General features: G+C 36.3%; 24 protein-coding genes and 3 pseudogenes. 14 read left to right on the top strand and 13 right to left on the bottom strand.

Features of this window, described 5'->3' with window-relative positions; genetic code table 11:
* Nucleotides 1–494 precede the first annotated feature (494 nt).
* Nucleotides 495–1,478 (bottom strand): hypothetical protein, encoded by a 984-nt coding sequence (locus tag B9N79_RS25170; protein WP_139814845.1) that lies wholly within the window; start codon nt 1,476–1,478, stop codon nt 495–497.
* 351 nt (nt 1,479–1,829) lie between these two features.
* Between B9N79_RS25170 and B9N79_RS25165 the strand changes: the two genes are divergently transcribed.
* Complete coding sequence (locus B9N79_RS25165) at nt 1,830–2,279, top strand: MerR family transcriptional regulator (protein ID WP_085119351.1); 450 nt, start codon at nt 1,830–1,832, stop codon at nt 2,277–2,279.
* Nucleotides 2,280–2,288: 9 nt separating this feature from the next.
* Here the strand turns inward: B9N79_RS25165 and B9N79_RS25160 are convergent, their stop codons facing one another.
* The 6 genes and pseudogenes from B9N79_RS25160 to B9N79_RS26355 form a co-directional block, all read right to left on the bottom strand.
* Entirely contained in the window at nt 2,289–2,588 is a 300-nt protein-coding gene (locus B9N79_RS25160; protein WP_085119349.1) for a hypothetical protein, read from the bottom strand.
* A 278-nt stretch (nt 2,589–2,866) separates the two neighbouring features.
* The gene (locus B9N79_RS25155) at nt 2,867–2,947 is read right to left on the bottom strand and encodes a YjcZ family sporulation protein (RefSeq protein ID WP_081496029.1); all 81 of its coding nucleotides are present in this window, start codon (nt 2,945–2,947) and stop codon (nt 2,867–2,869) included.
* A 180-nt stretch (nt 2,948–3,127) separates the two neighbouring features.
* A complete protein-coding gene (locus B9N79_RS25150) occupies nt 3,128–4,660 on the bottom strand; it encodes an ISL3 family transposase (protein WP_085119347.1) in 1,533 nt (510 codons plus the stop codon).
* 698 nt (nt 4,661–5,358) lie between these two features.
* Nucleotides 5,359–6,069 (bottom strand): annotated as a pseudogene (locus tag B9N79_RS25145) (IS6 family transposase).
* A gap of 276 nt (nt 6,070–6,345) precedes the next feature.
* Nucleotides 6,346–6,906, bottom strand: a complete 561-nt coding sequence (locus B9N79_RS25140) for a hypothetical protein (RefSeq protein ID WP_085119346.1) — start codon at nt 6,904–6,906, stop codon at nt 6,346–6,348.
* A 620-nt stretch (nt 6,907–7,526) separates the two neighbouring features.
* Nucleotides 7,527–7,820 (bottom strand): helix-turn-helix domain-containing protein, encoded by a 294-nt coding sequence (locus tag B9N79_RS26355; RefSeq protein ID WP_167555155.1) that lies wholly within the window; start codon nt 7,818–7,820, stop codon nt 7,527–7,529.
* Between the two features lie 310 nt (nt 7,821–8,130).
* Between B9N79_RS26355 and B9N79_RS25130 the strand changes: the two genes are divergently transcribed.
* From B9N79_RS25130 to B9N79_RS25120, 4 genes are all read left to right on the top strand, one after another.
* Nucleotides 8,131–8,601, top strand: a complete 471-nt coding sequence (locus B9N79_RS25130; RefSeq protein WP_085119342.1) for a transposase family protein — start codon at nt 8,131–8,133, stop codon at nt 8,599–8,601.
* Nucleotides 8,588–9,334: a transposase gene (locus B9N79_RS25125; RefSeq protein ID WP_205635681.1), complete on the top strand. Its 747-nt coding sequence runs from the start codon at nt 8,588–8,590 to the stop codon at nt 9,332–9,334. Before B9N79_RS25130 ends, B9N79_RS25125 begins: the two co-directional genes overlap by 14 nt.
* A gap of 39 nt (nt 9,335–9,373) precedes the next feature.
* Nucleotides 9,374–9,694 carry a transposase gene (locus B9N79_RS26420; protein WP_205635680.1) on the top strand — a complete coding sequence of 107 codons (321 nt, stop codon included), beginning with the start codon at nt 9,374–9,376 and terminating at the stop codon, nt 9,692–9,694.
* 228 nt (nt 9,695–9,922) lie between these two features.
* Nucleotides 9,923–11,056 carry an IS4 family transposase gene (locus B9N79_RS25120; protein ID WP_085119340.1) on the top strand — a complete coding sequence of 378 codons (1,134 nt, stop codon included), beginning with the start codon at nt 9,923–9,925 and terminating at the stop codon, nt 11,054–11,056.
* A 107-nt stretch (nt 11,057–11,163) separates the two neighbouring features.
* On the opposite strand, the pseudogene B9N79_RS25115 reads toward B9N79_RS25120, so the two are convergent.
* Together B9N79_RS25115 and B9N79_RS26350 are read right to left on the bottom strand one after the other, a co-directional pair.
* Nucleotides 11,164–12,339 (bottom strand): annotated as a pseudogene (locus tag B9N79_RS25115) (transposase).
* Nucleotides 12,340–12,606: 267 nt separating this feature from the next.
* Complete coding sequence (locus B9N79_RS26350; protein WP_167555154.1) at nt 12,607–12,780, bottom strand: hypothetical protein; 174 nt, start codon at nt 12,778–12,780, stop codon at nt 12,607–12,609.
* A 464-nt stretch (nt 12,781–13,244) separates the two neighbouring features.
* Between B9N79_RS26350 and B9N79_RS26820 the strand changes: the two genes are divergently transcribed.
* The gene (locus B9N79_RS26820; protein ID WP_276208860.1) at nt 13,245–13,379 is read left to right on the top strand and encodes a hypothetical protein; all 135 of its coding nucleotides are present in this window, start codon (nt 13,245–13,247) and stop codon (nt 13,377–13,379) included.
* A gap of 453 nt (nt 13,380–13,832) precedes the next feature.
* Here B9N79_RS26820 and B9N79_RS25105 read toward each other — a convergent pair whose 3' ends face one another.
* From B9N79_RS25105 to B9N79_RS25095, 3 genes are all read right to left on the bottom strand, one after another.
* Nucleotides 13,833–14,258, bottom strand: coding sequence for a spore coat protein (locus B9N79_RS25105; protein ID WP_085119336.1), 426 nt, complete (start codon nt 14,256–14,258; stop codon nt 13,833–13,835).
* 21 nt (nt 14,259–14,279) lie between these two features.
* On the bottom strand, nt 14,280–14,813 hold the full coding sequence (locus tag B9N79_RS25100; RefSeq protein WP_085119333.1) for a spore coat protein: 534 nt from the start codon (nt 14,811–14,813) through the stop codon (nt 14,280–14,282).
* Between the two features lie 137 nt (nt 14,814–14,950).
* Nucleotides 14,951–15,187 (bottom strand): spore coat protein, encoded by a 237-nt coding sequence (locus tag B9N79_RS25095; RefSeq protein ID WP_085119331.1) that lies wholly within the window; start codon nt 15,185–15,187, stop codon nt 14,951–14,953.
* Between the two features lie 412 nt (nt 15,188–15,599).
* Here B9N79_RS25095 and B9N79_RS25090 point away from each other — a divergent pair, with 412 nt between their 5' ends.
* From B9N79_RS25090 to B9N79_RS25070, 6 genes and pseudogenes are all read left to right on the top strand, one after another.
* Complete coding sequence (locus tag B9N79_RS25090; RefSeq protein ID WP_085119328.1) at nt 15,600–16,937, top strand: S8 family peptidase; 1,338 nt, start codon at nt 15,600–15,602, stop codon at nt 16,935–16,937.
* 529 nt (nt 16,938–17,466) lie between these two features.
* On the top strand, nt 17,467–18,147 hold the full coding sequence (locus tag B9N79_RS25085) for a phosphatase PAP2 family protein (protein WP_085119325.1): 681 nt from the start codon (nt 17,467–17,469) through the stop codon (nt 18,145–18,147).
* Nucleotides 18,148–18,518: 371 nt separating this feature from the next.
* Nucleotides 18,519–18,674 (top strand): hypothetical protein, encoded by a 156-nt coding sequence (locus tag B9N79_RS26415; RefSeq protein ID WP_205635679.1) that lies wholly within the window; start codon nt 18,519–18,521, stop codon nt 18,672–18,674.
* Between the two features lie 324 nt (nt 18,675–18,998).
* Entirely contained in the window at nt 18,999–19,655 is a 657-nt protein-coding gene (locus B9N79_RS25080; RefSeq protein WP_085119322.1) for a recombinase family protein, read from the top strand.
* Nucleotides 19,616–22,249: pseudogene (locus B9N79_RS25075) on the top strand (Tn3 family transposase); the annotation flags it as partial. The gene B9N79_RS25080 and the pseudogene B9N79_RS25075, both read left to right, overlap by 40 nt.
* 55 nt (nt 22,250–22,304) lie before the next feature.
* A protein-coding gene (locus B9N79_RS25070; RefSeq protein ID WP_139814844.1) for an IS3 family transposase occupies nt 22,305–23,455 on the top strand; the annotation gives its coding sequence in 2 pieces (ribosomal slippage) (nt 22,305–22,557 and nt 22,557–23,455; 1,152 coding nt in all).
* A gap of 559 nt (nt 23,456–24,014) precedes the next feature.
* On the opposite strand, the gene B9N79_RS25065 is transcribed toward B9N79_RS25070, so the two are convergent.
* Nucleotides 24,015–24,197 (bottom strand): hypothetical protein, encoded by a 183-nt coding sequence (locus B9N79_RS25065; RefSeq protein WP_085119319.1) that lies wholly within the window; start codon nt 24,195–24,197, stop codon nt 24,015–24,017.
* A 303-nt stretch (nt 24,198–24,500) separates the two neighbouring features.
* Between B9N79_RS25065 and B9N79_RS25060 the strand changes: the two genes are divergently transcribed.
* A complete protein-coding gene (locus tag B9N79_RS25060; protein WP_085119316.1) occupies nt 24,501–24,713 on the top strand; it encodes a hypothetical protein in 213 nt (70 codons plus the stop codon).
* A gap of 688 nt (nt 24,714–25,401) precedes the next feature.
* A complete protein-coding gene (locus tag B9N79_RS25055; RefSeq protein WP_085119313.1) occupies nt 25,402–25,653 on the top strand; it encodes a hypothetical protein in 252 nt (83 codons plus the stop codon).
* Nucleotides 25,654–25,765 lie beyond the last annotated feature (112 nt).

Below are 25,765 nucleotides of genomic sequence, written 5' to 3'. Positions count from 1 at the left end.
TACGGTTATAATACAAGGATATGAGGCAGCCAAGTTTTTTGAAAAAGTACTTGGCTGCTTCATATCTTGATTATCTTAGATGAACATCTAGGCTATTCTCTTGCAAATCCCCTCATTGACCTTTGACTTTCACATCTACTTTCCAAGAAACATTTATTGTTTAGGATTTCGTTGTCAAATCAATGACGATACCCTAGATATCTTGATCGTTTAAGCCATCATTTCCTCTAAGTCAGGAAAACTAGGGTTGTAACGCGGTTATCACCTTATCGTTAATAAGATAATATCCAAGTAATAATGTTTCCATTTAAAGGGAACTTCTCTTTCCATATTGATTATACTTTTTGAAATTAGTAGTATTAGTTAGCAGTATATCTAAGGTTTAAGGATTCATTACAATTTCTCGGAGTAATTACATCATAACCAGCTAAAATATATAACCCTAATATTAAATTATAAAATTAATAATCTCAAAAACTATACAACAGGTATAGTCACCAAGGGGTACTGAGCGATTCTATTTTTTTGACTAATATACTTTTCTTGGGTTTGGTATTCAAAAAGTTAATAAGTAATGTTGGGTCCCTACGTACATTTTCACGGCGTTTTTCTTCTAAAAACAAACAATAAGCAGTTCCATACAGATAACCCTTTAAAGCCTCGTAAGAATAACCTTTCTTTATGCGACGTAACTTCAACGCAGACAGAGCATCAGAAATAGCTGTAAGAGTGATAGATTCCAAATCTTCCAAAGGCTTCTCAACAGTAGACTTTAAGTAAGCTAATCTTACTTTCCCAAATAACTCATATACTTTCTTTACGTTAGGAAACAATGGTTTTACAAGCATAACAAATTTATGAGGGATGTATGATGGATAAACTTCCTCGTATGTATCTTCTTTACGTATACTATGATCTTTAGTATTTGTCTTAATAAGAGTATTGTCTTCAAGGTGCTCGATTTTCTCTTCTCCTTGTACCTGTTTATCTCCATTTGTCGTTTGTGACGGAGGTAAGATTTGCACTAAATTCACCGTCTGTTTCATATCACGTGATCGTTTGGTTGGTATGATCCGTACGATTCCCATATCAGAAAGTCGTTTAAGCCATTCGCCTACTGTATCTGCTTTGTTGACGCCAAAGTGTTCCGCAATAATACTTCTTCTTCTAAAAGAAAGACCAAAATAAACACGTGAGTGATCACGCAAGTAATCTAATAAACTGATTAACTTTCGTTTCGTGCTTGGACGTAGATTACTATCTTGAATCGTATGTGCATGTATATTTACAGCTTCGCGTAATTCTTCCATGGATTGAAATGTTGCATATTCGGATTTGTCAATTTTGTCAATCACTACATCAATTTTACTTTTCGCCATAATAGTTGCTCTCCTTTGGTTTCGGAACAACAAAAAGACGCTATCGATGTGTGCATCAACAACGTCTTCCAACATTAGACGAAAAAACCGAGAATTCACTCTTGAAAAACATCCCTGTACATTGTAAAATAGCAACATACAAAAAATGTGTTTTCAAGAGAGTCTGGATTAGTGTTGATGTGGTGCGTTCACATCGACCGTAGTAGGGAGGTTGCCGCCTCACCACTATAGTCTGGGCTCTCTTTTTATTGTCCGTTCATTTATTTGATACCTATTTTAAATGGTTATGGGGTAGATTACAAGGTAATTTTTTCATATGTCGAATGATTTAGAGAATAAATGCAATAATTAACTGAGATACATGCTATAAGGTTTGTCCTTTAATTGTATACAGGGATTTATCCATATATGTAGAACTGTTCTTCAAGAGAACGCTCGGGGGTGATCCGTATGAATGAAAGAGCGTTTGGGACAAAAGAAGTTTCAGAGATGTTAAAAGTAGGTGACAGCACGCTTAGAAAATGGTGCATTGCTTTAGAAAAAGAAGGCTATACTTTTACAAAAGGTGTAAGAAATAGTAGAGCATTTATTCAGAAAGATATTGTTGTTTTAGAGGATATAAAATTACTTTTACAGGAAAGTGGTATGAATTTGGAAAGTACTGTAAAGGTTACTTTGGCAAAACATCATAGTGAAAATATGATTAAGAATGATAGCGATAATGGCGAAAGAACGCCACTTGTTCTCCAAGAGAACGGATCTAAGATAAGGAATAATTTAAAGGTTCAAGGACAGTTGCTAGAACGGGTAGAACGCTTAAAGAATATTGAAGAAAAATTAGATTATCATAATAAATTGCTTTTAGAAACACTCCAGGAAATACAAAATCCAAAAAAATAACAGCTGTTACTAAAGAGAAAAGGTGGTGGGAATTTTGGAAGTAAAGTCACCTACGATACCTTGGAAAATACTTTCAAGCTCAAGTCCATTGGATAAAGAAACATTTACTGTAGCTCCAACTGTCAAACCAAATAGAGATTTTCTTCCTTTTCCTGTGAAATTTAAATCCCCTTTATTATCTTGTTCTCTATCCTCATTATTGTTTCTATTTCTTCCACAAGACAGGTTATCTTCAAAAAAGTTTCTTTTATCTTCATGTCTTCTTCTATCATCGTTACATTTATTAAATATCATTTCATCCCAACTCATATAGTTTTTCCCCTTTTAATAAATTTAACTACATTTTATTAGTATTCTTCTAACAAATTTGTACTTGTACTATGTAACTAAATTTAATAAAGAATAGAATACTAAAAGTATTAAAAACAAAAAAACATAGGGAAATCTCCTAAAAAGAAGGTCTCTCTATGTTTATAAAAGTAATTACTAAAAGCTTTTATAAATATTATCTATAGAATTTCCTTTATATAAATCTAGTCATTTTTTTGCAATATGATAAATAATACTTAGACTAAAAAGGATGATATCTAGGCACCGAAGAAGTTACCAGAAGCACCAACAATAATTAGTAAAATAAACAATACAACAATCAAAGCAAAACTATTCATATTTTCACCTCCATAGTCTTGATACTTTAGGATATGTACAAGCCATAGAAGTGTTTGTACTAAATTACTAATATCTTAAATGTGACTGCTAAATAAAAGTGGCTCTTTCTCACTTTTGGTGAAGACAAACGTGACCATATGTGAAAGGTATACATTGTTTTTTTGAAAAAATAATTCCATCTATAGTAATGGCAGGAGCACTCGTTTTTTCAACAATTCATCACTTGCACGACCATACATCATACGTTTTAACATTTTTACACGATGTATATGTCCTTCACATAGCCCATTACTTAAAGGGTCAACACAAGCAGCCATTACCCCTTGTAAATCCTTTTCTATATAGGTTATAAAGGTGTTGAGAGCTGGAAATGAATAGATTTTACATGTTTCTATCCAGGTAGGTATGTCTTGATTGTGGCGTTTACTCATGATCTTTCTAAAACTCTGTGTAACTTCGAATAATTGAGGTATAAGTGGAAACTCTTCTAAACATGCCGAAGGTAATGAGTCTAACCAGTCCTTATTTTTTTCACTCCATATTTTCCATAGTAAGGAGGCGCGAGACAGGGAATGCGTCGTGGCACATGCTCTATATTCATGGCGAATTCTCGAAATCGCTTCATTTAAAGTAGAGCGACATCCTGTATAGCCTATCTTTCTAAGTTCTTGCTCCATATCATTTGTCGTCCATCCATCTATGTTCCATTGGCGTAATTGATCCAGAAATGGATCTAATAGACGCGCACGACTAATAGGCTCTTTTTTCTTGCGTCTCAAATCTTTGTAGACCGTATTGCGAGAGATATTCATATGACGAGAAATCCGAGCAATGGATTTCCCTTTAGTTTTCCATTCTTTCACTTCTAAGCTACGCTGCCAAACCTGTTCTGCATACAGGTTGCGTTGAATGTCTGTCTTGCGGATAATAAGTGGTTCTGGTGTATGATTTTTATATTCTGTTTTTCTCCACATAGAAGGAAAGGATTGTTGTAAGGTCTCTCTAATTGCTGTAAACAAACCTTTCAGTATATGCCAACGGTCCGTAATCTGATAAGCATGAGGAAGTGCTTGAGAAATAGCCTTAGCGTATGTTGAAGAACCATCTCGAGTGACAGTTTGAATAGTAGGGTGCTGTTCGAGCCATTTTACTACTGTTTCTTTATCTCTACCATTTAAAATAGCGATGGGTCTTCTGGTTTCTTGATTGATAATAATCGTACCGTAACGACAACGTTTCTTGAATGCAAAGTCATCGATACCAATATGAACCGGCGGTTCATAAGAAGGCAGTTTCAATTTATGAAGAAGGCGTAAAAGTGTGTGATGACCGGTTACAATACCTAGGTGCTTAGACAGCCGAGATGCTACTTTACAGCTCGTAGATAGGGCAATCGACTTCAACATCTCTTGTAAACGTTTTGTTTTTCGCTGATAGGTCCCTAACCAAGTAAATCTTTCTGTGAAAATAGCCTGTGGGCAACTACATTCATCGCAAAAAAACTTACGCGTTTGTATTTGTATATACGTTGATTTTCCATACGCCGGCACATCCTGAAGAGACCGAACATATCGGCTGTGAATACGGTGAGATAGAGTATGACAAGAAGGACATATGCAAGAAGAACTTTTAGATTTTACTAGATACATATAAGATTGATCTTCTTGTATAACGCGTAAGTATTCTATGTTAGTGAAAGAGGAAAAAGGCATGTTGCGATTCTCTCCTTTTTATTTCACTATATCATCTTTAAAGTACCTTCACCAAAAGTGAGAAAGAGCCATAAAAGTGAACAAATTTTGCTAATTTAGTGTGAACACTTTTTTTCCAGTTAAAGACGTGCACTTTATATGGAGAGGCGTACATGATAGCCTTATGTAGGCAGCATAACCCTTGTTATGACGGACTTTTTTTAAAACATCAGTACGTAGAGGCTCCATGTCAAGTGACGATGGACACGTGCTATTTTCCAGAAAAGTGTTAACTCTTATTTAGCATAAAGTGTTCACGTAACCTTGGCGGTCACATAAATAATCAACCTTTGTCCAATTCTATGTTTTTATTGATTTAATAGGCAGTTGTACAAGCTCTTTTAAGTTACTTGCATAAGATATATTAAGCCCATACCTCCTTTGAAATCAAAGACCTGTTACTTATTTTTGCGTTGTAGATAGTGTAACAGGTCTTTGTACTTATCTTGTAAACTGATTACCTTGAGGTAATCTTTAAGTCTTTAGACTAATATAAAAATAGCCTTGCAATTCTATCTATGGAACCACTTTGGTTGGTTAAAAGGTTGTTCGCGCTGTTCGAGATACACAAAACTCTTTTGTTACGGTCTATGTGTCGGTTCTGGTGCAAAAACATTTACTAAAAGCATAGAGCCATTCATTTCTTTCGAATTTGAGGATTAAGCAGCTAGTCCAAACAGTTTATGGATGAATTCTTTTTGATTTTGGGCAGACTTCATCTGCTGTTGGTGAACCTGCCTCTTTTTTATCACATGCATAGCTTCAACACCACTCAATATAGAAGTAGTTGTTTCATACGACTTGAATCCCTACATAGAACGCACACGTTTCTTAATGAAACGGTGATCTTGTTCTTCTATATTATTGAGATATCTAACTTGCCTTATTTGTATGCCTTCAGGCATACGTTTCTCTTTTTTTAACTTTTGAATCGCTACAGGATAGGCTGTATTTTTATCAATTGTTATGACACGAGGTTTACAAATATGAGAAGCAGCTAGGGCTTTCTTGAAAAATCGCTTAGCTGCTTGTTTATCTCTTGATTCACTTAGATGAAAATCAATGGTATTCCCTTCTGAATCGACTGCACGATACAAATACATCCATTGACCTTTTACTTTCACATACGTTTCAATGACTCCCCAGGAGTCATTGGTTGTCTCAATATGGCGTCGTACTCTTTCGTCTAATTCAGGACCATATTGATGAACCCAACGCATAATGGTGGTGTGGGCGATAAATAAACCTCGTTCCTCCATCATTTCCACCAAATCACGAAAACTGAGGTTAAACCGTAGGTACCATCTTACTGTTAATAAAACCATATCAGGCTGATAGTACTTCCATTTGAATAGGTTTTGCTTTTCCATACTGATCACGTCCTTTTTTAGAGTACTAGTATCAGTATGTCCAAGTTTGGGAGATTACTTTCAGGTATTTTAAAGTTTTTGCACCATAATCCATTCAATATATACTGAAATCGTTTGGCTGTTCGACCCGTTCAAACGCTGTTTGTTCTTGTAACACTAAAAAATTACATCTTTAATTTCATACCTGCTTTTTTATTTATATTTCCTATTAATTATCCCTACTGTACTTATAAATAAAGCATAAATAACAATAAAAGTAATTTATTTCCAGTTAGGTTATCTTTTAAATAAACGACTAAGGAAACCTTGTTCTTTACTTGTAGCAACCATTTTCTTTGTATCAAGTATATCTTTAGCTATTGTAGTTAATTGTTGATCCCTTTGTTCTTGATATTCTCTCTCTTTATATAATTGTTGCTTCAAAGATTCAATATACTTTTGTTGCTGTTCAAACTTTCTGTTAGAGTCTTCTCTTAATAATTTTAATTCACTAATTAGTTGTATATTAAATTCCTTTTGCTGTTCGAACGCCGTTCGAATACTGTTCAACTCTTCTATTACTAAAGGTTGTTCACCTCGAACAACTTCTGTTCGAGGTTCCTCTTTAACTGTTGATAATACAACCTCTGCAGCATCATTAGTTGTTACACCTTTAGTATGAATAAGATCTTTCATCCATCTTAATAAAGTAATATCTTGTTCGAGGAATGCTCTACTGTTGTTCAACCCTTTTGTAAAAACATGACCGAATTTTTCTAATGCAATACAATATTTTCTTATACTACTACTACCTAAAGCTTCTGCTCCTTCTCGTCCCCAGTAAGCTGGTTCATTCAACACCCCCCTCGCATGGAAAACAAAATTTATGTTCGGCCATGTACTTACTCTTGAAGGTGTGGATCGGTGTCTTCGCTTAGCGTGATCATGGGTTATTTTGTTATCACAGTTCCTCGACTTCCCCAATTATTTTGCATAACGTTCGATCAAAGTGTTGAATGGAATCCGAACACTTTCACATCATTTAGATGTTCTTATTAATTAAGTTTTCGGGATGAAGTTCTCAATCGATTTGTTCACGAAAGAAAGCCAACTTTTCAATTTGTTCTTTTAAAAACTCTTGTCATGAGATCGCTTTTTCTTTCGCCCTCCCCTCGATTTTCTTCACCATAACAGGGTCTACATTTCTGATTTCAACCTTCATTTCCTTCATCCTCTCTTCTTGATTGAGTGGTCTACCCCAAAAAGTTAGAAGAGCATAAGGGGTTTTTTCTATCATCGGGGGATGATAGGCTGGGCAAAGCCCAGCAAAACAGCCTTTTCACCTTAAAAAGTGTGATATCACAAAAATCACCAATCTGTCGACCTGCTGTCGATATACTGTTGAGCCCTTGTCGATATAAAATCCCCTCACTGTCGGCCTCGTGGGTATACGCGTTCCTTCAATGTCCCCTCAACTTTCACAAAAAACGCACACGTTCTTTATCCGTTCCGTTATTAAAAAATGAGGGGGTAGGCGTACCACCATCGACCATTTTTTCATACAACTCCACAGCTGCTTTGATTGAAGATACCTCTAACTTTCGTAAGATTTTTCTTCTGATTTTCTTGATCATTTCTTCATCTTTATGTAAAATCTTTGCTGTCTCACGAACACTACATTGATCCAGAGCAAGCTCAAAAACTTCTCGTTCATTTCTCATAAATTGATGTAAAAGGAGTTGTTCTTTTAATCGAATATAGTCTTCCTTCATCACTTGTAAGTCCGTCATTTCATCAACTAATTCATTAGCAATAATTTTTCAGTCCGTTCCATGATTAAACCCTCCTGTTTTTTGAGGACACCCATGTTATAATAAATCTTCTTCGTTATTATTTAACATGGGATGCTTTCCTGACCGGGAAGGTGCTTTTTTCCTGTTTAAATACATTACTTTTCCTTGAAATCGTTATAGAGTTCTTCCTCTAGTAGAAATGCTAATTTAAAAATGGTTCTTACGGAAGTTTGGGGAAGAGGCATTTTGGTTATTAGGTTAGTATAATAACCTAAGGAGTGTGCTTTATATGAATTCTCTTTCCTGGTCTTCTCCCGATCCTTATTTGGATCTTGTCCATATTTCTTCTATCGACAATGCTCTGCTATTAACTGTAAAAAGCACCCGTGCTTCCGCCCCTTGCCCCAACTGTTCAACGTACAGCTCCCGCCCTCACAGCCGGTATACTCGAAAAGTACAAGATCTCCCCATCAGCGGGCAGCCTGTCCAGCTGCTCGTCCTGACAAGAAAGTGGTTTTGCGAAAATGTAACCTGTCGGGTGAAAGTCTTTACTGAACGATACGAAGGCTTCTCGTCAAGTGGAAGAAGGACACGAAGAACGGAAAGTGTTCTGGAGAAAATCGCTTTTTCTACCAGCTGCTTAGCGGCTGAAAAAGTAGCTAAGGCTGCCCATATTCCAGTCAGCCATGATACACTTCTGACATTGATTCATCGAAAGAATATATCATTAGAGGTGTCACCCTTTTATCGGACTTGGTGATTTTGCTTTCCGCAAAGGAAACACTTATGGAACACTGATCTGTGACCTTCAAACGAACAACCCTTTGGCTATTCTTCCCGATCGTTTGCCGGAAACGGTCACATCCTGGATAAAGGAACATCCATCTATTGAGGTAATCAGCCGTGATGGATTTACCGGATACCGACAGGCAATCACAAAAGCGAATCGCTCGATTCTTCAAGTGTATGACCGGTGGCACTTTATTCAAAATGCAAAGAAACAGCTGGATTCTTTTCTGGCAACTATGGTGCCTTCGTCCATTAGCTGGCAGGAACAGCCTAAGAGATCCATGAAGGATTCTCCCCCATTGACTCGGCTAGAACAGCGAATAAAAAATCGACAAGAACAGAAATGGCTGCTTATTCAGGAAATCAAACAGGCTTATAAGAAAGGGCAAAATATATCAAGACTCGCAAGAGAATATGAACTGGATCGAAGGACAGTACGTAAGTATATAAATATGAACGGGCCGCCGTCTTTCACAAGAGAGCGAACAAAAGCCGCCAATCCCTATTATGATCAGATCTATAAGCTAGAGCAGGAAGGAAATACAGTAAAAGAAATTTATTCTATTCTCCAGGAACAGAATTACAAAGGAACCTTTTCATCTGTACGCACAATTGTGGAATCTATACGCAAGAAACGAAAGCATCATCTGTCACAAGAAAATGCTTTTCATCTTTCGCGCAAGAAATTAAGTTCCTGGTTATGAAAGCTCGCTGTTGACCTTTCTGAAGAAGAAAAGAAGCTTTTGAAAAAATGTTGTCAGCTTTATCCGCAATTAGACAGCCTTTATTCTACTATTCAAGCTTATCGCGAAGCGATTAATAAGAGAGATTATGAATCTCTTTTGTTATGGCTTAAAGGTCAGTTATCAAGCCGTAATCAGCCGTTTTATTATTACGCTTTTCGGTTGCGAAGTGACCTGCAAGCGGTGAAAAATGCCTTTACTATGTCTTACAGTAATGGCCTTTTAGAAGGGCAAATTAATCGTCTGAAGACGATCAAACGAATGACTTATGGCCGTGCGGGTTTAAATCTTTTAGAGAAGAGAGTTTTATATCGTCTTTAAACATTATTTCAAAAAAATACAATATCTTTTAAAGACGTTTGATTTCTGGTTTCCCCAAACTCCCGTAAGAACCATAATTAAATTATCATTTATACTTGGAGAGAAACATATATACTTTATCACGCCTGTTGATTATCTAATTTATTCCAATAAAACTAAATAAAAAAGAGAGATTCTCATGTAAAATGTAAGTTACCATACCAACATTTACGAAACGAGGAATCTCTCATGAACAAGAATACCACATCGCTACATCTCATTCAAAACTTTCTTTCCGAAACTGAACTTCAAACGATTCTAGCCGAGTTTGGTTTTGTTGACACAGCCAGAAAATGTACCGTGTCAACGCTTATTTCCTATTTGATTGGTGCAGCGACAAACGAATGGAAAAGCTTACGTCATGCAGCCGATGTTGGGCCAAGTTTTGGACTCATTTCCATTGATCATTCTTCGCTTTCCAAGCACATGAAGGCCCTTAATTATGCCATTATGAAACGTATTTTTGAAGTCATTGTCGGGAAGCTCAATCGAGCTACTCGTCGCACACTCAAGATGAAAAAAATACCGATGGCAGTGGACTCGACAACGGTAACAGTCGGGAAGACACGCCTACCCTGGGCGATTTATCACGGCGAACGCGCAGGCATTAAACTGCATGTTAGCTTCACCAACGAAACCGCGATGCCTCTTCAAGTCGTTGAAACAACAGGGTTAAAAAATGACGGACCAGTTGGTGCATCCCTTGAGGACAAACGCTTTATCTTCATAGGCGACCGTGCCTATTTTTCAATTGAGAAAGTCGATCGCTACGTGACAGAGAACGAAAAACAACATTTTGTCATTCGCTTAAAAGAGAATATCCAATTAAATCGCAAAAAAGCGCTGAAAGGTACGCGTAAAAAAGACTCGAATGTGACCGACGATTTTACGTGTATCCTTGGCACCCCACAAAAACAGACAAAGACACGCCATCGTGTCGTGCAATTTACCGATCATGAAGGTAAGGAGATACGCGTTGTGACAAGCTTGATGAACGTCACGGCAGAAGAAATTGCCGACATGTATAAATCACGCTGGGCCATTGAATCGTTCTTTCGCTGGATCAAACAACACTTAAATGTACCCATTTTATTCGGTACAACACCAAACGCTGTGTTCAATCAGTTGTTCACTGCACTTATCGCCTATGTTTTACTAAAGTTTTTACATATACAAGGGAGTAAGAAAAACACACGAAAATCCTTATCATTCACAGGGTTCACACGTCTGTTTCTTTGCGCTACCCTGCCTTTAGAATGGCGAATAGCCATCCATGAAACACTTGAATTCTATCGAAAACTATACGAGGGAGTTTCTGGATGATCAACACGTGTGATACTTTATATATGTTTCAGACCGTGGAAAACCCCCACTCTAACCCATAGGTTAGAGTGGGGGTTGTTGTTTATTTAGTGAAAAAGCCTTGCTTATTAAACCGGACATGGTCCTTGCCTTGTCCAGTTTACCAATTTTTTAAGATTCATAGCTGCAAATGTAAGCATCGCTTGCATTGAAACTTTTTTAAACCCCCTAGGGGTTGTCCAACGCATGCCATGCTTTTCCTTTGCGTCCACAAACACTCTTTCAATCGTTTCTTTACGTTTTGCGTATAGCCTTCTATTCAAATTTGTATGCCTCAGGTGCTCGGTTTCCTCTATATAATCTTGCCACATATGTCGATGAATCCACTTCGTATGATTTTGACTTTGAGTGTACGATTCTAGTAGAGGATAATTTTTTCAGAGTTGAGGATGGGAAGCATATTGTCGGTATCAATCTCGGGTGGTTGTACGGTATGAAAAGATTTGTCCTTCGGGACAAATCTAGTGATTAAAGTGTTCATCATACCCATACTCTTCTTTTTTGAGGTAGCCTTCTTTTCTCCTTGGTCTTGTATAAGGCCTAACAGGTCGAATGTTTTGATTAAGGTGTTTTATATCCAGCATCTACAGCTACAGCCTTTGGCTTTCCCACTTTCTGGATCGGTTGTGCTGATCTTTATTTCTTTTACCTCTTCCCTATTCTATGGGGGAAAGACTTTTTTCTGTGTCCCTCATGATCAATATTGATTTCTTCATCTAACTGAACTGGATAACTTCTTGTTTCCACTCGAGCTACTTTTTTCTCAAACTGCTTTTTATTCGTATTGGCTTTTACATGCGTTAAATCAATAAAAGCAACATCCGGATTGACCAATCCTTTTATTATAGCTTCTTTTAAGATTCGATAAAAAATCTGTTCAAAAAGAGCTGTATCTTGAAAACAACGAACATAGTTTTTACCGAAGTAGAGAAGTGTGGGATTTTCTCTGTAAAGGTATACCCAATAAACCAACGGTAAGATACGTTCGTTTCAATCTCTTTAATAGTTTAGCGCATTGAACGAATACCGAATAGATATTGGATGAACACCATTTTAATCAAGACAGCAGGGGCAATACTTGGTCTCCCATTATCTAAACAGCATTTATCTTTTACTAAATCATAAATAAATTCAAAATCGATGGCCTGTTCGATCTTCCTTACTAAATGGTCTTTCGGGATCAACTGGTCCAACGCTACCATCTTAATTTGATTTCCACCCTCTTCTAAGTGTTTAGATAACATCATATACCCCCACAAAATCAATCTCCTCTCTCCATTATATAAAAAAGCTTGTAGACAGAAGTTCTTTCTTGGACTTTGTCTACAAGCTGAAACATATATACTTTATACATGTTTATTTTATATAAAAAGAGGAATACTTATCTAGTCTCTAATGACACATTAAGAAAGCATAATTATTTTACAGTTAGTTTAGGATTGCCGGGAATTAGTTTACATAACAGGAGCTATCAGAAATAAATATAAACGGTCCCCCTGAAGTGTAGGCTCTTATTTATAAACTTTGAGAAGCCTCAAATCTTTTAAAATCTTTGTATAGGGTTCCTCAACGTTCCCATCCTCTGCTTTCATTGCGCTCCCTCTCAGTGATTCAACATTTTCCAGAATTCTGTTTATAGCATTAACAAAATGTTGGTCTTTCTCATCCTCTGTAATGATCCACATTTTCTTGACTATCCTCCCCACTCCATCATCTCCTCTCACTTTCTAATTTATTTTGAAAGCATGGTCAAAATGACATTGTCTTTCAACGGTAAACCGTAGGACCGTGAAGTCAAGAATTTAAGGAGTTGAGAGACACATTACACCTGAAACCTCAAATGAGTGGATTGGGGGAGCTTTTGAAGTAATCCAACGGGCTTCCGTTGGTCAGCGTTTGGGGAGCGAAACCCCATACGTAGGCATGGATGCGATATAGGCATACAAGTGTCGAAGACCGCCCCTTTACGTAATAAAGTATAGTTATATTAACCTTTCGTATGCAAATGTATGAAGTAAATAAAAAGATTATTGCTTACATTGTTGCAATCCCTTTTGGGAAAAAATATTGAAAATTGAATTTATACCCTTTAAACTGTATACAAATTAACCGAACGAGTGACTTGTATTTTAAGGGGATGGGGAATGTTATGACGGAAACAGCACCTGGATTCAAGCGATTGAATACGGATATCCTGGAAGAATTGTTTAATGGATTTGCTACGGTTTGTGCTCCCCGTAAAAATAATGTGCAATTAGATAAATTAGCTATGGGACTATTTTAAGATTCTTTAAAGAATCTTAAAAATCAAAATGGTAAAAAAACAAATATTTTATGGGAACAGATGTCACTATTAATCTATATATCCTCTCCATTGTAGGTGCACGAAATCCCTGATCTTTAGCCACTCCTTCTATTATGTAATGAAAAAGGCCTTCTCCATCTGGTAGGAAAGCCTTTTTACCTCTCTTCTCTTTTTAAAGAGGGAGCCGATAAACTTAGCTAAGTTTACTCACAGGCTATTATTAATGGATCCTTCTAATTTCACTTAAATGAGTAATAGGGATTAAAAATCCTGTGATTTTCCTTTGGTGTAAATGTCGATACTTCACATACTATAGTGAATATATTTTATACGAAAGTTATTAGGAACTTTATTATTTATTTATCCTAGTTCCCTCAATAATTAACGTATATTTACATCCATTTCCTTTAGATTTCTACTCCAATCTCCTGATTACAGGATGTCTAGTCTAACAACGATAGCGACGAGAATTTTAATTAACAATTGTATATTAATGGCTAGATCTGTATCATTTGTAGTAATCTGAACATTTTTAGATCCTTCTATAATCGTTTTTTGAGAATTACGTTGTCTAGTTTTGATAATTTGCTTGAGGTCGTGGACGACCTCGTTGGCTCGATTAGTATCCCCAATGGTAATACTAAGAACAATTGCAATTGCAACCTGAATTCCAACTTGTAAGGAGACAGCCGCCTGAGTATCAGTGGTTGTGACATCGACGCCTTCAGAATCTTTAATTATAATCCATTCAAACGAACCCTGTTCATTGGAGACGACTTGATCCCCTTCTTGAAGCACAGTCTCATCGTTGGGGTCATCGCAGTGATCTAAAGCACGCCATTTTTTATCTGTTGTCATATTATTCACCTCTTTTGTTTTTTATAAAATATCAATTATGACTACCAATGCTACTAGTACCTGTAGCAGAACTTGAATATTGATTGCCAAATCCGTGTCTGTAGTTGTTACTGTAGCGTCTTTGGAATTACAAATAAGAATCTTCTGTTTGTTGGTTTGATCAGTGTTGAAGTATTGTAGGAGCTCGTGTGACACAGATTCGCCTCGCTCTGTATCCCCAATCGTGATGCTAAGGACCAATGCAATTGCTAACTGTAAACCCACTTGCAGGGAAATTCCAGCTTGCGTATCCGTGGAGTTTACTGTGATATTACAGGAATCCTTCACCCAAATTATTTCGTCTGATTCTTGATCCATAGATGAGAATAGCCCTCCATCTTGTAAAACAGTTGCATCATAGTTGTTCTCCAAAGAATCAAACTGATTGATATTACTACCTTCATTATCTCTAACGGTAGGACTATAATCATAATTTGATCCATGCCCATCCTTGTAAAAATTGCGACGTTTTTGGCTAGGAGAATGATCAGTACGGTAACGCCAAGATGATGCCATATTAACACTCCTTTTTCTATAGTATAGGATAGCATATGGATTTTGTGTCTAGTGAGACTGTGCATATTCACTAGCGTATTTAACTATTTTCAAAAATAAAGAAAACACCTATGAATAGGTGTTTTCTTTGTATAATTCTATTCACTTGACTCAGTGGACTTTTGTTTCCCTTTACTGAATTGATCAACTTGTTCCTTCAAGTCCTCGACCAATTCCCTCAGCATTTGTTTCTGTTCATCCGATAAGTTCTTTTTTACATCCTCAGTCTTAACGCCATTCTTTCTTAAGATATTACCAACCATTAAATCTACAACCTTATCGGGGACCATGTTTGCCTGTTGCTTAGTTGATTGTTGTTTTGGTGAATCACTCATATATATTTTACCCACCTTTCTTTGATATGTTTCATACTATGGTATGCAACTATGTGGATATTAGATACTCTATGTAGTTGTCTTAGTCCTTGGGACCTTAAGCCCTATGATATAAAAAAAACAATAGGGGTGATTTTGGGAACGAGGAAGGACAAATTTGGATATAAGTCTGATTTCCTTAAAAGGGGAAAACTAAGTAATAATTTGAATTAAAAAATTGGGAAACTACAGATCCTTTCCCATTTTAGTACTTTATTGTTCTGATCATTATAGTAGAAAATTCGCATACAAATTGGACAATGGTGATTATTGTAAAAATACTCTTGATAAGATAGTTAGCCAAACGCCGTTACCTCTTTAACATCAATTTCATAGATTATTATGAAATATACAAATTAATAGAGGTGAAACAATGTTTGGTTACTCAATGGTTACAATGGTACGAAAAAATGCTCACAAGTTAGATCGTCCGTTACGTGAAATGCTATTAAACTTTTATAAACCTTTTAAATGGACTCCCTGTTTTTTGCATAATGTACTGGAGGGATGGATGAGAAAAACAAAGAAGTTACAGTTGGTTGTAGAATTTGAGGAAAGTGAAGCCTCCTTTAGGACAGCCTTTACTGAGGTGAACAAAATTGCTAGAAAGCATTTTGGATGCAAAGTCAGAAAAGAGTTTCCATTGGTATCATGTATAAGTGCAGAAATATCACCCTTGGCATTAGAAGAAATACTCAATAATTGTACCTGTATAAAAAAGGTATACTTAAATCGTGAAGTTCAGGCATTGCTAGATGTGGCCATTCCATCTGCTAATGCAAAAAATGTCGTGAGAAATGAAACAACACTAACAGGTGAGGGAGTGACTGTAGCAGTTATTGATACCGGGATTCACCCCCATCAGGATCTTCAAGGTAGAATTGTAAACTTTGTTGATTTTGTTAACCAGCAAACGGAACCTTATGATGATAACGGACATGGGACCCATTGTGCTGGGGATGTAGCGGGTAACGGAGCAGCCTCCTCAGGGAAGTATATCGGACCTGCACCTAAAGCGAATGTAATAGGTGTCAAGGTGTTGAATAAAATGGGATCGGGATCATTAGAGACAGTCATGGAAGGGATTGATTGGTGCATTAAATACAATGAAGATCCTAATAATACCCCTAAAATCGATATTATTAGTATGTCATTGGGTAGTCCCCCGACAGCATATGACAGGGAAAATGATGACCCTATGGTTCAATATGTGGAGTTAGCATGGAATAGCGGAATAGTTGTTTGTGTAGCAGCAGGTAATGATGGGCCGGACGAAGGGACAATTGCGAGTCCAGGCATCAGTGATCAGATTATTACTGTTGGAGCTTTGGATGATCGAGACACAGCAGAAACAAGGGAAGATGACGATGTAGCAAGCTTTTCAAGTAGGGGTCCTACACCATATGGAGTAACAAAACCTGATATTTTAGCCCCAGGTGTTAATATTGTCTCATTAAGGTCCCCTAATTCCTATCTGGATAAGTTACAAAAATCTAACCGAGTGGATTCCAATTATGTGACCTTATCGGGTACTTCGATGGCAACACCCATATGTGCAGGGGTTGTAGCCTTAATTTTGGAGGCTACCCCAGACGCCACACCGAATGAAGTAAAAGAGCTTTTAAGAAATGGTGCCACTTTATGGGGAGAACGAGATCCTAATATATATGGATCAGGTTATATTAATGCCGACAATTCTATTCCCATGTAAACCAAACAAGAACTATGTCATGTTAGGAGTTCTAATTCAAAAATAATTTGATAGGAGCATAGAATTTACGTAGATGCTTTAATGACAGATTATGTATAAGTTCAACTTTACTTTGGACTAAATTCTACTAGTGGATAAACTTGTCCTTTTTATCATATGCGTGGTTTTAATACCACTTCATTTACCCCTAATATAGAACGTACACGCTTCTTAATGAACCGTCATTCGTATTCTAATAACATCATTAAGAAACTTAATTTATCCCATTTGGATACCTTTAGGCATACTTTTAAAGAAATCCCGGATTGCTAAGAAATAGACTCAGTTCCAATCTACGGTTATAACACAAGGGATACAAAGATATGAGGCAGCCAAGTTTCTTGAAAAAGTGCTCGGCTGTTTGTTTTGTTTATATCCTGATTCCCTTAGACGAAGTTTTCACGCTGGTATTGTGGGAATTAAACACGCTGTTGGGAATGGATCGTATAAAAACTATTGGTTAAAATACTATTTTCAAAAAGAAAGGAGGATGACTACATTGATAACCCTTCGTGAAATTTTTCCCCAAAAATCTAATAAAGTAAAAACTTTATTATTCCTCACTATCTTTTTTACCGTGATTTTTGTAAACCTTATAGATAAGTTAATCAAATGTGAATTAGAGACTTTTGATACAACAGTTACTAGTTGGGTTCAGTCTAGTATCAATCCAGAGCTTACAAAATTGATGAAAATAATCACTTCCTTCGGTTCATCTAGGATTATTTTAACGGGGATAGCTATTTTGGGTGTAATTATGGTTTTAAAAAAACAAAAATGGAAGGCTCTGTTTCTAATCTTTTTCGTAGGGATTGGAGGACTTGTTAATCTATTGTTAAAGTGGATTTTCAAAAGACAAAGACCAACTGCTTATCGATTGATTGGGGAAAGAGGGTATAGCTTTCCAAGTGGTCATTCAATGGTTTCCCTTATATTTTATGGTATGATCGTTTGCCTTTTCGTCTCTAATACGGGCTGGGTATTAAAAACAATAAGTTCATTACTTATATTTTCTTTGGTTATGCTGATCGGTATTAGTCGAGTCTATCTTGGTGTTCACTATCCAAGTGATATTTTAGCAGGATTCACTGCTGGGAAAATTCTATTAACAATCGGTTTTATAATTTATGAGGTTTTCATGAGGATGAAAAAAGGGAAACAATATCCCTAAAAGCATTGCAGGCATTTTTATAAAAATAGTCACCTTATTTAATCCGTCCCATCCTATATCAAATAGATACTCATAAAGCATTACAAATCTCCCATGCAATAGTCAATCAGAGAAAATATTTATCATCACAGAATTTGATATATATATAAATTATTAAAATTCAAAATATGATTAGATATTCAAAGAGGCAAACGCCTAGATTTTGAATATACCCACCATTTCTATTGATGATTTTGTTTTTTTACGGTCTGAATAACTTTCCATAGAAGGTTATTATGTATATAAAAAGGGCTGAATAGTGAGACAAGTATACAATCATTTCCTTATCTACTCCATATCATATATAGAGAAGCATAGGAGGAGTGATCAAAATGAACAGATGTTATATGGAAAAGTGTAAAAGGGGACATCAATACCCACATGAAGCAAAATTAACCCTAAAAAAAGCTTTTAACAAACTTGTCCAAGAATGTTTTGAAGATGATCATAAAAAAGTAAATCATTCTTGTTGTTGTAAAAATCGTTAATATTACATTACAAATCTTCTAAAGGTTCTTGTGCAATAATGATTTGGTAAAGGAATCAAATCTATATAGATATTTCTATGAGGGGTACCTTTAGCAAAACGCGGATTTACAACGCTAAGGAATATAAATATAAAAATAATCAAATTTTGTCATTATAAGAACGAAAACTTGCAGATACGCCATTTCAAAAAGCATACTTTATGACACATGGAAAAAGAAGAAGATTTCCTATGTCATAAAGTATGCTTTTAAATTTTGAAACATTTCAAATCACTGATATACTTTTTGACATAGATTCATAGTTTTTGAAAGGAGAAGATATGCTTGAAACTTGGATATGCCCGTGTCTCATCTAGAGATCAAAATCCAGAACGACAATTAAAAAAATTTCGTGAACTTGCAATTGAAGATCGTTATATCTTTATTGATAAACAAAGTGGAAAAGACTTTAATCGCCCACGGTATCAGGCCATGCTGCTCATTATTCGTGAAGGCGATTTAGTTTATCTTGATGCATTAGATCGGTTAGGTAGAGATTATCATGGCATTATTGAAGCATGGAAATACATCACAAGAACTTTAAAGGCAGATATTGTGATATTAGAAAATGAGACGCTTTTTGATAGTAGGAAATTCCGTGGTATGGGTGATATAGGAAGGTTAATGGAAGACCAATTCTTAAGTCTTCTTTCTTATGTTGCAGAGCAAGAACGGAAAAAAAATAAGCAACGGCAGGCCGAGGGAATAGAAGTAGCAAGGAACAAGGGTGTAAAGCTAGGAAGACGTAAGTATGAGATTAATGCAGATTTCATTCAAGTTTATGATGAATGGAAAGCAGGACTATTAACTGCCACAGAAGGAATGAAGCGTATTGGTTTAAAACCAAATACCTTTTATAGACGTGTAAAAGAGTATGAAGATCAGAGAGAGGTGAACTTACCTTGCGGGGAAAAGAACTTCTTACGCCAGACCAACGGCTAGAATGGATGGCACCTCCTCATGGTGATGGAGAACTCGCTATTCATTATACTTTTTCTCAATATGATTTAGAGATTATTAATCGACATCGTCGGGACTACAATAGACTAGGATTCGCTATACAACTAGCACTGGTTCGTTATCCAGGCTGGAGCTTAACAGATATAAAAGTGGTTCCAGGCGCTTTACTTAACTACGTGGCGAACCAGATCGACATTGACCCAGATATATTTCCTTTATATGCCCGAAGGGAAAATACGTTATGGGATCACTTGAAAGAAATTCGTCAAGAATATGGATTTACTACTTTTACAACAAATCATTATCGTCAGCTGCTGCGATACTTATTTTCATTAGCACTAGAAAACGGGAATACAGCTTACTTAATTGATGCAGCATTAAATAAATTACGCCGATTGAAAATTATTCTACCTGCTATTACAACGATTGAACGAGTGGTATGGGAAGCCCGCCATCGTGCTGAAGAACGAATTTACCAGCAAATTTTCAGTGATTTAACTTCTTATCAAAAACAAAAATTAGACAAGCTTATTAAACCTGTAGTTGGTACTGGAAAAACAACACTTGGTTGGTTAAAAGAAACGACAGGACAGTTTTCCCCAGATGCTTTTCTAAAAGTTATTGAACGATTAGAGTATATACGAAGGTTAAAATTACAAATTGACACAAAAGGAATTCATTCAAATCGGTTAAGACAGCTTTCTCGTTTAGGCGCACGATATGAGCCACAATCTTTTCGACGTTTTCATGAGGCAAAAAGGTATACAATACTCGTCACATATCTTTTAGATTTGACTCAAAACCTTGTTGATCAGGCATTTGACATACATAATAAACAAATTTTAACCTTACAATCCAAAGGAAGAAGACAGCAAGAAGAGCTTCAAAAGCTAAATGGGAAAGCTGTAAACGAAAAAGTTGTACATTACGCTAACTTAGGTAAGGCACTTATTAAAGCAAGAAATGAAGGTCTTGATCCTTTTGTATTACTAGAAACCGTTATGCCTTGGGAGAAATTTATTGAATCTATAGACGAAGCCAAAAAACTATCCCGACCACTCAATTATGACTACTTAGATCTTTTAGCTAGTCGATTTAATTATCTTCGTAAATACACACCCACCTTATTAAAGACGTTAGAATTTCGGTCAACAAAGTCAGCAGAACCACTGATAAGGGCTCTACATACTATTCAGAATATGAACGATTCTGGTAAACGAAAAGTACCTGAAGGTGCCCCTTTAGATTTTTTGTCCAATCGTTGGAGGAAACATGTCTTGGATACTGATGGGACGATTAATCGACAATACTATGAAATGGCAGCTCTGACTGAATTAAGAAATTATGTGAGGTCTGGAGATATTTCTATAGTAGGAAGTAAGCAATATAAAGAATTTGATGAATACCTTGTCGCACCAGATGAGTGGAAAAACATTCGTTCATCAGGCACGAGATTAGCAGTCCCCTCTAACGTTGATGAGTATCTTGAGGAAAGAATGACATCACTTCTACAGCGATTAAATTGGGTTAGTGACAATATTGATACACTTGAAGGAGTAAATATAGAAAAAGGTAGACTTCATATTCAGAAACTTGAAAAAGGCGTTCCTGAAGAAGCAAAGCAGTTTAGCGCCACTCTTTATAGCTTGTTACCTCGCATCAAACTTACAGATCTACTATTAGAAGTGGCAAGCTGGACAGAATTTGATCAACAATTTATTCATGCTTCCACGAATAAATCTCCTAATTCAGAAGAAAGGTCTATTGTTTTAGCAGCTTTAATGGCAATGGGAACGAATATTGGCTTAACTAAAATGGCAGATGCAACGCCGGGTATCTCCTATTATCAAATGGCAAATGCTTCTCAATGGAGGATGTACGATGATGTGATGAGTCGCGCACAAGCAACGCTTGTAAACTTTCATCATAGACGTTCATTATCATCTTATTGGGGAGATGGGAGCACATCTTCATCAGATGGAATGCGTGTGCAAGTTGGCGTCTCCTCTCTGAGTGCTGATCCAAACCCTCATTATGGATCAGGAAAAGGGGCTACTATCTATCGGTTGGTCAGTGATCAATTTTCATCATTCTATACAAAAGTCATTAATACAAATGCTCGGGATGCAGTACATGTTATTGATGGACTTTTACATCATGAATCGGATTTGTCTATTGAAGAGCATTATACAGATACGGCTGGTTATACGGACCAAGTATTTGGGTTGGCTCATTTATTAGGGTTTCGGTTTGCTCCACGCCTTCGGGATCTATCCGATTCAAAGCTCTATGTAATTGGAAAGCCTAGTGATTTTCCAAAGATAGAAAATCTACTGCGCGGACAAATTGATATAAAGGTCATACGTGAAAATTATAATGATGTTTTGCGCTTAGCTCATTCTATTCGCGAAGGAGAAGTGTCTGGAGCCCTTATTATGGGCAAACTTGGTTCTTATGCTCGGCAAAATAAAGTAGCTAAGGCTCTCAGAGAAATGGGGAGAATTGGAAAGACTATCTTTATACTTGATTATATTTCAAACAAGTCAATGCGTCGTCGTATCCAACGGGGATTGAACTGGAGATGGTACGATAAACTGGACACTAAATTAAGAGAAAAAGGTGATTCGGTTTATGGGGAGAAAAGTTTATGACCGTCAATTTAAAATGGCTGCAGTTCAGTTGGTGCTGGAAGAGAACCTATTTGTAAAAGAGGTTGCGAACGAATTATCTATTCATCCAAATACGCTATATCGTTGGATAAGTGAATATGAAGAATATGGGGAAAGTGCGTTTCCAGGCCATGGAAGCGCACTTTATAATTCTCAGTATGAAATGAAAAAGCTCAAGCGTGAGAATGAAGAACTTAGAAAAGAGCTGGATTTACTAAAAAAGTTCCGGGTCTTCTTGAAGAAAAAGAATGTGTAAGATTTCAATTCTTAAAAGAAAATAAACACAAATATAACATCAAGAAGGCTTGTAAAACGTTAAACATCTCACGATCAGGTTACTATGAATATTTACAGAGAAAACCTTCTAAAAGGGCTTTAGAGAACGAAGTGTTACGTACGGAAATAGAGGAGATATTTAAGGAACATAAGGGGCGGTATGGATCCTTAAGAATTACAAAGGTTCTTGAGAAGAAGGGAATCAAGGTAAATCGAAAAAGAGTAGGCAAACTAATGCGTCAAATGAACTTGTATGCGAAAGGAAGTCGGTATCGCTATAAGCGTTATAATAAGAAATCACCTTCTATAGAAAGACCCAACCTCTTAAATCAAGTTTTTCACACAGACGGACGAAATAAAATATGGGTCGGTGACATTACCTATATTCCTACTCAAAAGGGCACTTTATACCTCGCGGTATTTGTGGATATGTACTCGAGAAAAGTGAGTGGCTGGTCTATGAGTACACGGATGAAAGATTCTCTTGTGATAGACGCTTTTTTACAAGGATATAAGAAAGAGCATCCTCCAACAGGATTAATTATCCATACAGACCAGGGTTCTCAATATACAGGTAGTAGTTTTCAAGCCATACTGAAAAAGTATGGTGCTGTTTCAAGTGTCAGTAGAAAAGGAAATCCTTATGATAATGCGTTAATGGAATCCTTTTATAAGACCATAAAAAGAGAGCTCATTCATGGGGCCAAATTCACGACACCCGAACAAGCTCGAAAAGAAGTATTTAAATATATAGAGCTCTATTATAATACCAAAAGAATGCATTCTTCTCTGCATTATCTTTCCCCTATTGAATACGAAAAAGCCTATTCATCATAGTAACCTAACTTAGTGTCCAGTAAATATTGACAAGTCCAAATTGACAAGTCCAATTGTGTCTAACAATCGGGGTGCAGTTCAACCGAAAGGGTGGTTTTTTTATTGTTCTAATCCTATCCTTTATGTCTCCATTTCATTCAAATGATAAGAATACAACAAAAGGAACGACGTATTAAGTTGGGTGCCTTTCCGACGCCCAACTTCCTTTTTGGTTGGTTACTTGTAGGACTCGATGATAAAACAGTCATAGCATCTATCCTCAATACCTGTACAAGTAGCGATTATTTCCCTCTTTCTATTCAGAGAGGTATAAGAAACTTCATGATTGACAGAACGTTTAACACGTGGACAATAGGTGATTCGTCGCTGTAATTTTAAAATTTTTTTCATAGGAACCCTTCACTTTCTTTTATAGGCTTTCAATAAGCTCATTCAGAATGTTCCTGACGATCTATAAAAAATAATCTATTCATCTTTTCCCTCTATGTCTCCCATAATAAACTGTGAAATATAAATAGATATAAAGAGAACCGAACCTAGCGTGATAGGGTTCTCTTTATTAAGAAACGTCGCTTATTTCACTTTTCACGACTGCATGTTGCCAACTTGGGAAAAAATACAGGGCATTTTTCATCAGTATAGGATGTTTCTGTTTGACTTGTTTTTTTCGCAAGGACTCTCCGTTCTCGTCCAGTTGTTGAATTTGGAACATGACTTCTTTGGCTATCATATCGACTTTCATAAGATCACTCCCTTTATCAGATTAGTTCTATTATTCCCTTTGAGATCAAGAGTAAACTTAAATAGGAAAATCCCATTTCAAAATGCTTTAAAAAAACCTAAAATCTCTTTATGAAAAGAAGTTGGCCTCAAATATTTTATAAATAACCATCTAAAGGATTTGAGGCTTCTTATAATGTATATTATGGTAATAAGAAAAAAGGTTGGGCGTCCTCCAGGTACCCAATCTTTTTGAGTTGGGTACCCATCTTTAAAGGAGAAATCAATCTCCTCCTTGAATCTCTAACCGTAGGAGGGGATGAGGATGGCTAATCAACCTAAAAATTCATCTTATATATATCGAAATCGACAAAGAATGACGTTGAAAATCAAGAGGGATTCAACGCAGCAATTAGATGAGATGGCAAGGAATATGGAGTGTAGCCGAACGACTGTGATGGAAGAATGTATTGATTTTGTCCATAAAAACTGGAAGGAGAAAAAAAGAGACGTATCAGGGAATGTCTGGTCAAAATGATGGGGATAACACAAAAAGAGGCTGGGTATCCAAAAGACACGCAACCTCTTTCATGGCCGATAAATTACATTATGGTAACTAGAACGGTATAGTATATATATTAATCATAACGCTATTAGTTCAATCAATCCTATGGGAGAAAATATTAAATAAGTGGACTATATGATTTTAATAATACTAAAACTAATACCACTAATATTAATGGGTTTGTAACTTAAATTAAGGATTTGTAGGGTACTTGGACTACTAGCTGGTGTATTAAAAATCGTGCTGGTGCTCAGGAAGTTAGGAGGAATATTATTTCTAGATATAATTACCTGTGTTCCTTTTTGAGGAAGAAGAGTATTGTTTAGTCTAAAACCTATTTTGGAGGAAGTAAAGTTGTTAATTTCTAATTCAAGTGTAGTTAAATAAATTTGTAACCTCCCTTTCCGTTTATTGATTTTTGTTGAAACAATGACCAAGCATGTTGAGGTTTACCTATAATATTATGTCCAAGCGATGGGAGAGGACACCCCATTTTCACTAGTAAAAGTGTATTTCCCCACCTATTTTCGCCCAATTTGATAGGGGATTTTAACTTTCCGATCTGTTTGTTAAATCATGGATTATATAGAAGGTGTGTAAGGCATACATTTTAAATCACCAGAATACGATTAGTATATAAAAGTATGAAAGGGGAAAGTGTATGTCTCCGAAGATTTATTATCCACATGAGTATATACTAGTCCCAGCAAGTAGTCCTTATCCTGAGGATACCTTTTATAAGGTATCTATAGGTCAACAAGGGTTCTGTGGTTATTTTCATAATGTCCTAAAAATCGAAATGGTATATAGTAACCAAATTGGTGCGGGAGGAAAAGTTAATCCTGCTTTTCCTTGCTCTACTGGAGATTTTAAAAAGGTGATGGAAGCAGCAAATAAGCTTTTACTTACGTAAAAGCTTATTTGCTTATCGGGTTTCGGTGCAAAAACTACTCCCTATAAACATAGAGAACCACTTTCCTTTAATTTGCTAGCTTATGAAGCTATTCCAAACAGTTGATGAATGA

Origin of the sequence: Priestia filamentosa (assembly GCF_900177535.1) — a bacterium.
GTDB classification, from domain to species: domain Bacteria; phylum Bacillota; class Bacilli; order Bacillales; family Bacillaceae_H; genus Bacillus_I; species Bacillus_I filamentosa.
The sequence above is the reverse complement of the archived record's forward strand: the minus strand, read 5'-3'. Positions and strand labels throughout refer to the sequence as shown.

What these genes read in the sequence shown, in the direction of transcription:
- B9N79_RS25090 (WP_085119328.1), top strand. Translation starts at nt 15,600, where the DNA reads ATGTTTGGTTACTCAATGGTTACAATGGTACGAAAAAATGCTCACAAG.
- B9N79_RS25130 (WP_085119342.1), top strand. Translation starts at nt 8,131, where the DNA reads ATGAATTCTCTTTCCTGGTCTTCTCCCGATCCTTATTTGGATCTTGTC.
- B9N79_RS25160 (WP_085119349.1), bottom strand. Translation starts at nt 2,588, where the DNA reads ATGAGTTGGGATGAAATGATATTTAATAAATGTAACGATGATAGAAGA.
- B9N79_RS25120 (WP_085119340.1), top strand. Translation starts at nt 9,923, where the DNA reads ATGAACAAGAATACCACATCGCTACATCTCATTCAAAACTTTCTTTCC.
- B9N79_RS25165 (WP_085119351.1), top strand. Translation starts at nt 1,830, where the DNA reads ATGAATGAAAGAGCGTTTGGGACAAAAGAAGTTTCAGAGATGTTAAAA.
- B9N79_RS26350 (WP_167555154.1), bottom strand. Translation starts at nt 12,780, where the DNA reads ATGTGGATCATTACAGAGGATGAGAAAGACCAACATTTTGTTAATGCT.
- B9N79_RS25155 (WP_081496029.1), bottom strand. Translation starts at nt 2,947, where the DNA reads ATGAATAGTTTTGCTTTGATTGTTGTATTGTTTATTTTACTAATTATT.
- B9N79_RS25105 (WP_085119336.1), bottom strand. Translation starts at nt 14,258, where the DNA reads ATGACAACAGATAAAAAATGGCGTGCTTTAGATCACTGCGATGACCCC.
- B9N79_RS25095 (WP_085119331.1), bottom strand. Translation starts at nt 15,187, where the DNA reads ATGAGTGATTCACCAAAACAACAATCAACTAAGCAACAGGCAAACATG.
- B9N79_RS25150 (WP_085119347.1), bottom strand. Translation starts at nt 4,660, where the DNA reads ATGCCTTTTTCCTCTTTCACTAACATAGAATACTTACGCGTTATACAA.
- B9N79_RS26820 (WP_276208860.1), top strand. Translation starts at nt 13,245, where the DNA reads ATGACGGAAACAGCACCTGGATTCAAGCGATTGAATACGGATATCCTG.
- B9N79_RS25065 (WP_085119319.1), bottom strand. Translation starts at nt 24,197, where the DNA reads ATGAAAGTCGATATGATAGCCAAAGAAGTCATGTTCCAAATTCAACAA.
- B9N79_RS26415 (WP_205635679.1), top strand. Translation starts at nt 18,519, where the DNA reads ATGAACAGATGTTATATGGAAAAGTGTAAAAGGGGACATCAATACCCA.
- B9N79_RS25085 (WP_085119325.1), top strand. Translation starts at nt 17,467, where the DNA reads ATGACTACATTGATAACCCTTCGTGAAATTTTTCCCCAAAAATCTAAT.
- B9N79_RS25055 (WP_085119313.1), top strand. Translation starts at nt 25,402, where the DNA reads ATGTCTCCGAAGATTTATTATCCACATGAGTATATACTAGTCCCAGCA.
- B9N79_RS25100 (WP_085119333.1), bottom strand. Translation starts at nt 14,813, where the DNA reads ATGGCATCATCTTGGCGTTACCGTACTGATCATTCTCCTAGCCAAAAA.
- B9N79_RS26355 (WP_167555155.1), bottom strand. Translation starts at nt 7,820, where the DNA reads ATGAAGGAAGACTATATTCGATTAAAAGAACAACTCCTTTTACATCAA.
- B9N79_RS25060 (WP_085119316.1), top strand. Translation starts at nt 24,501, where the DNA reads ATGGCTAATCAACCTAAAAATTCATCTTATATATATCGAAATCGACAA.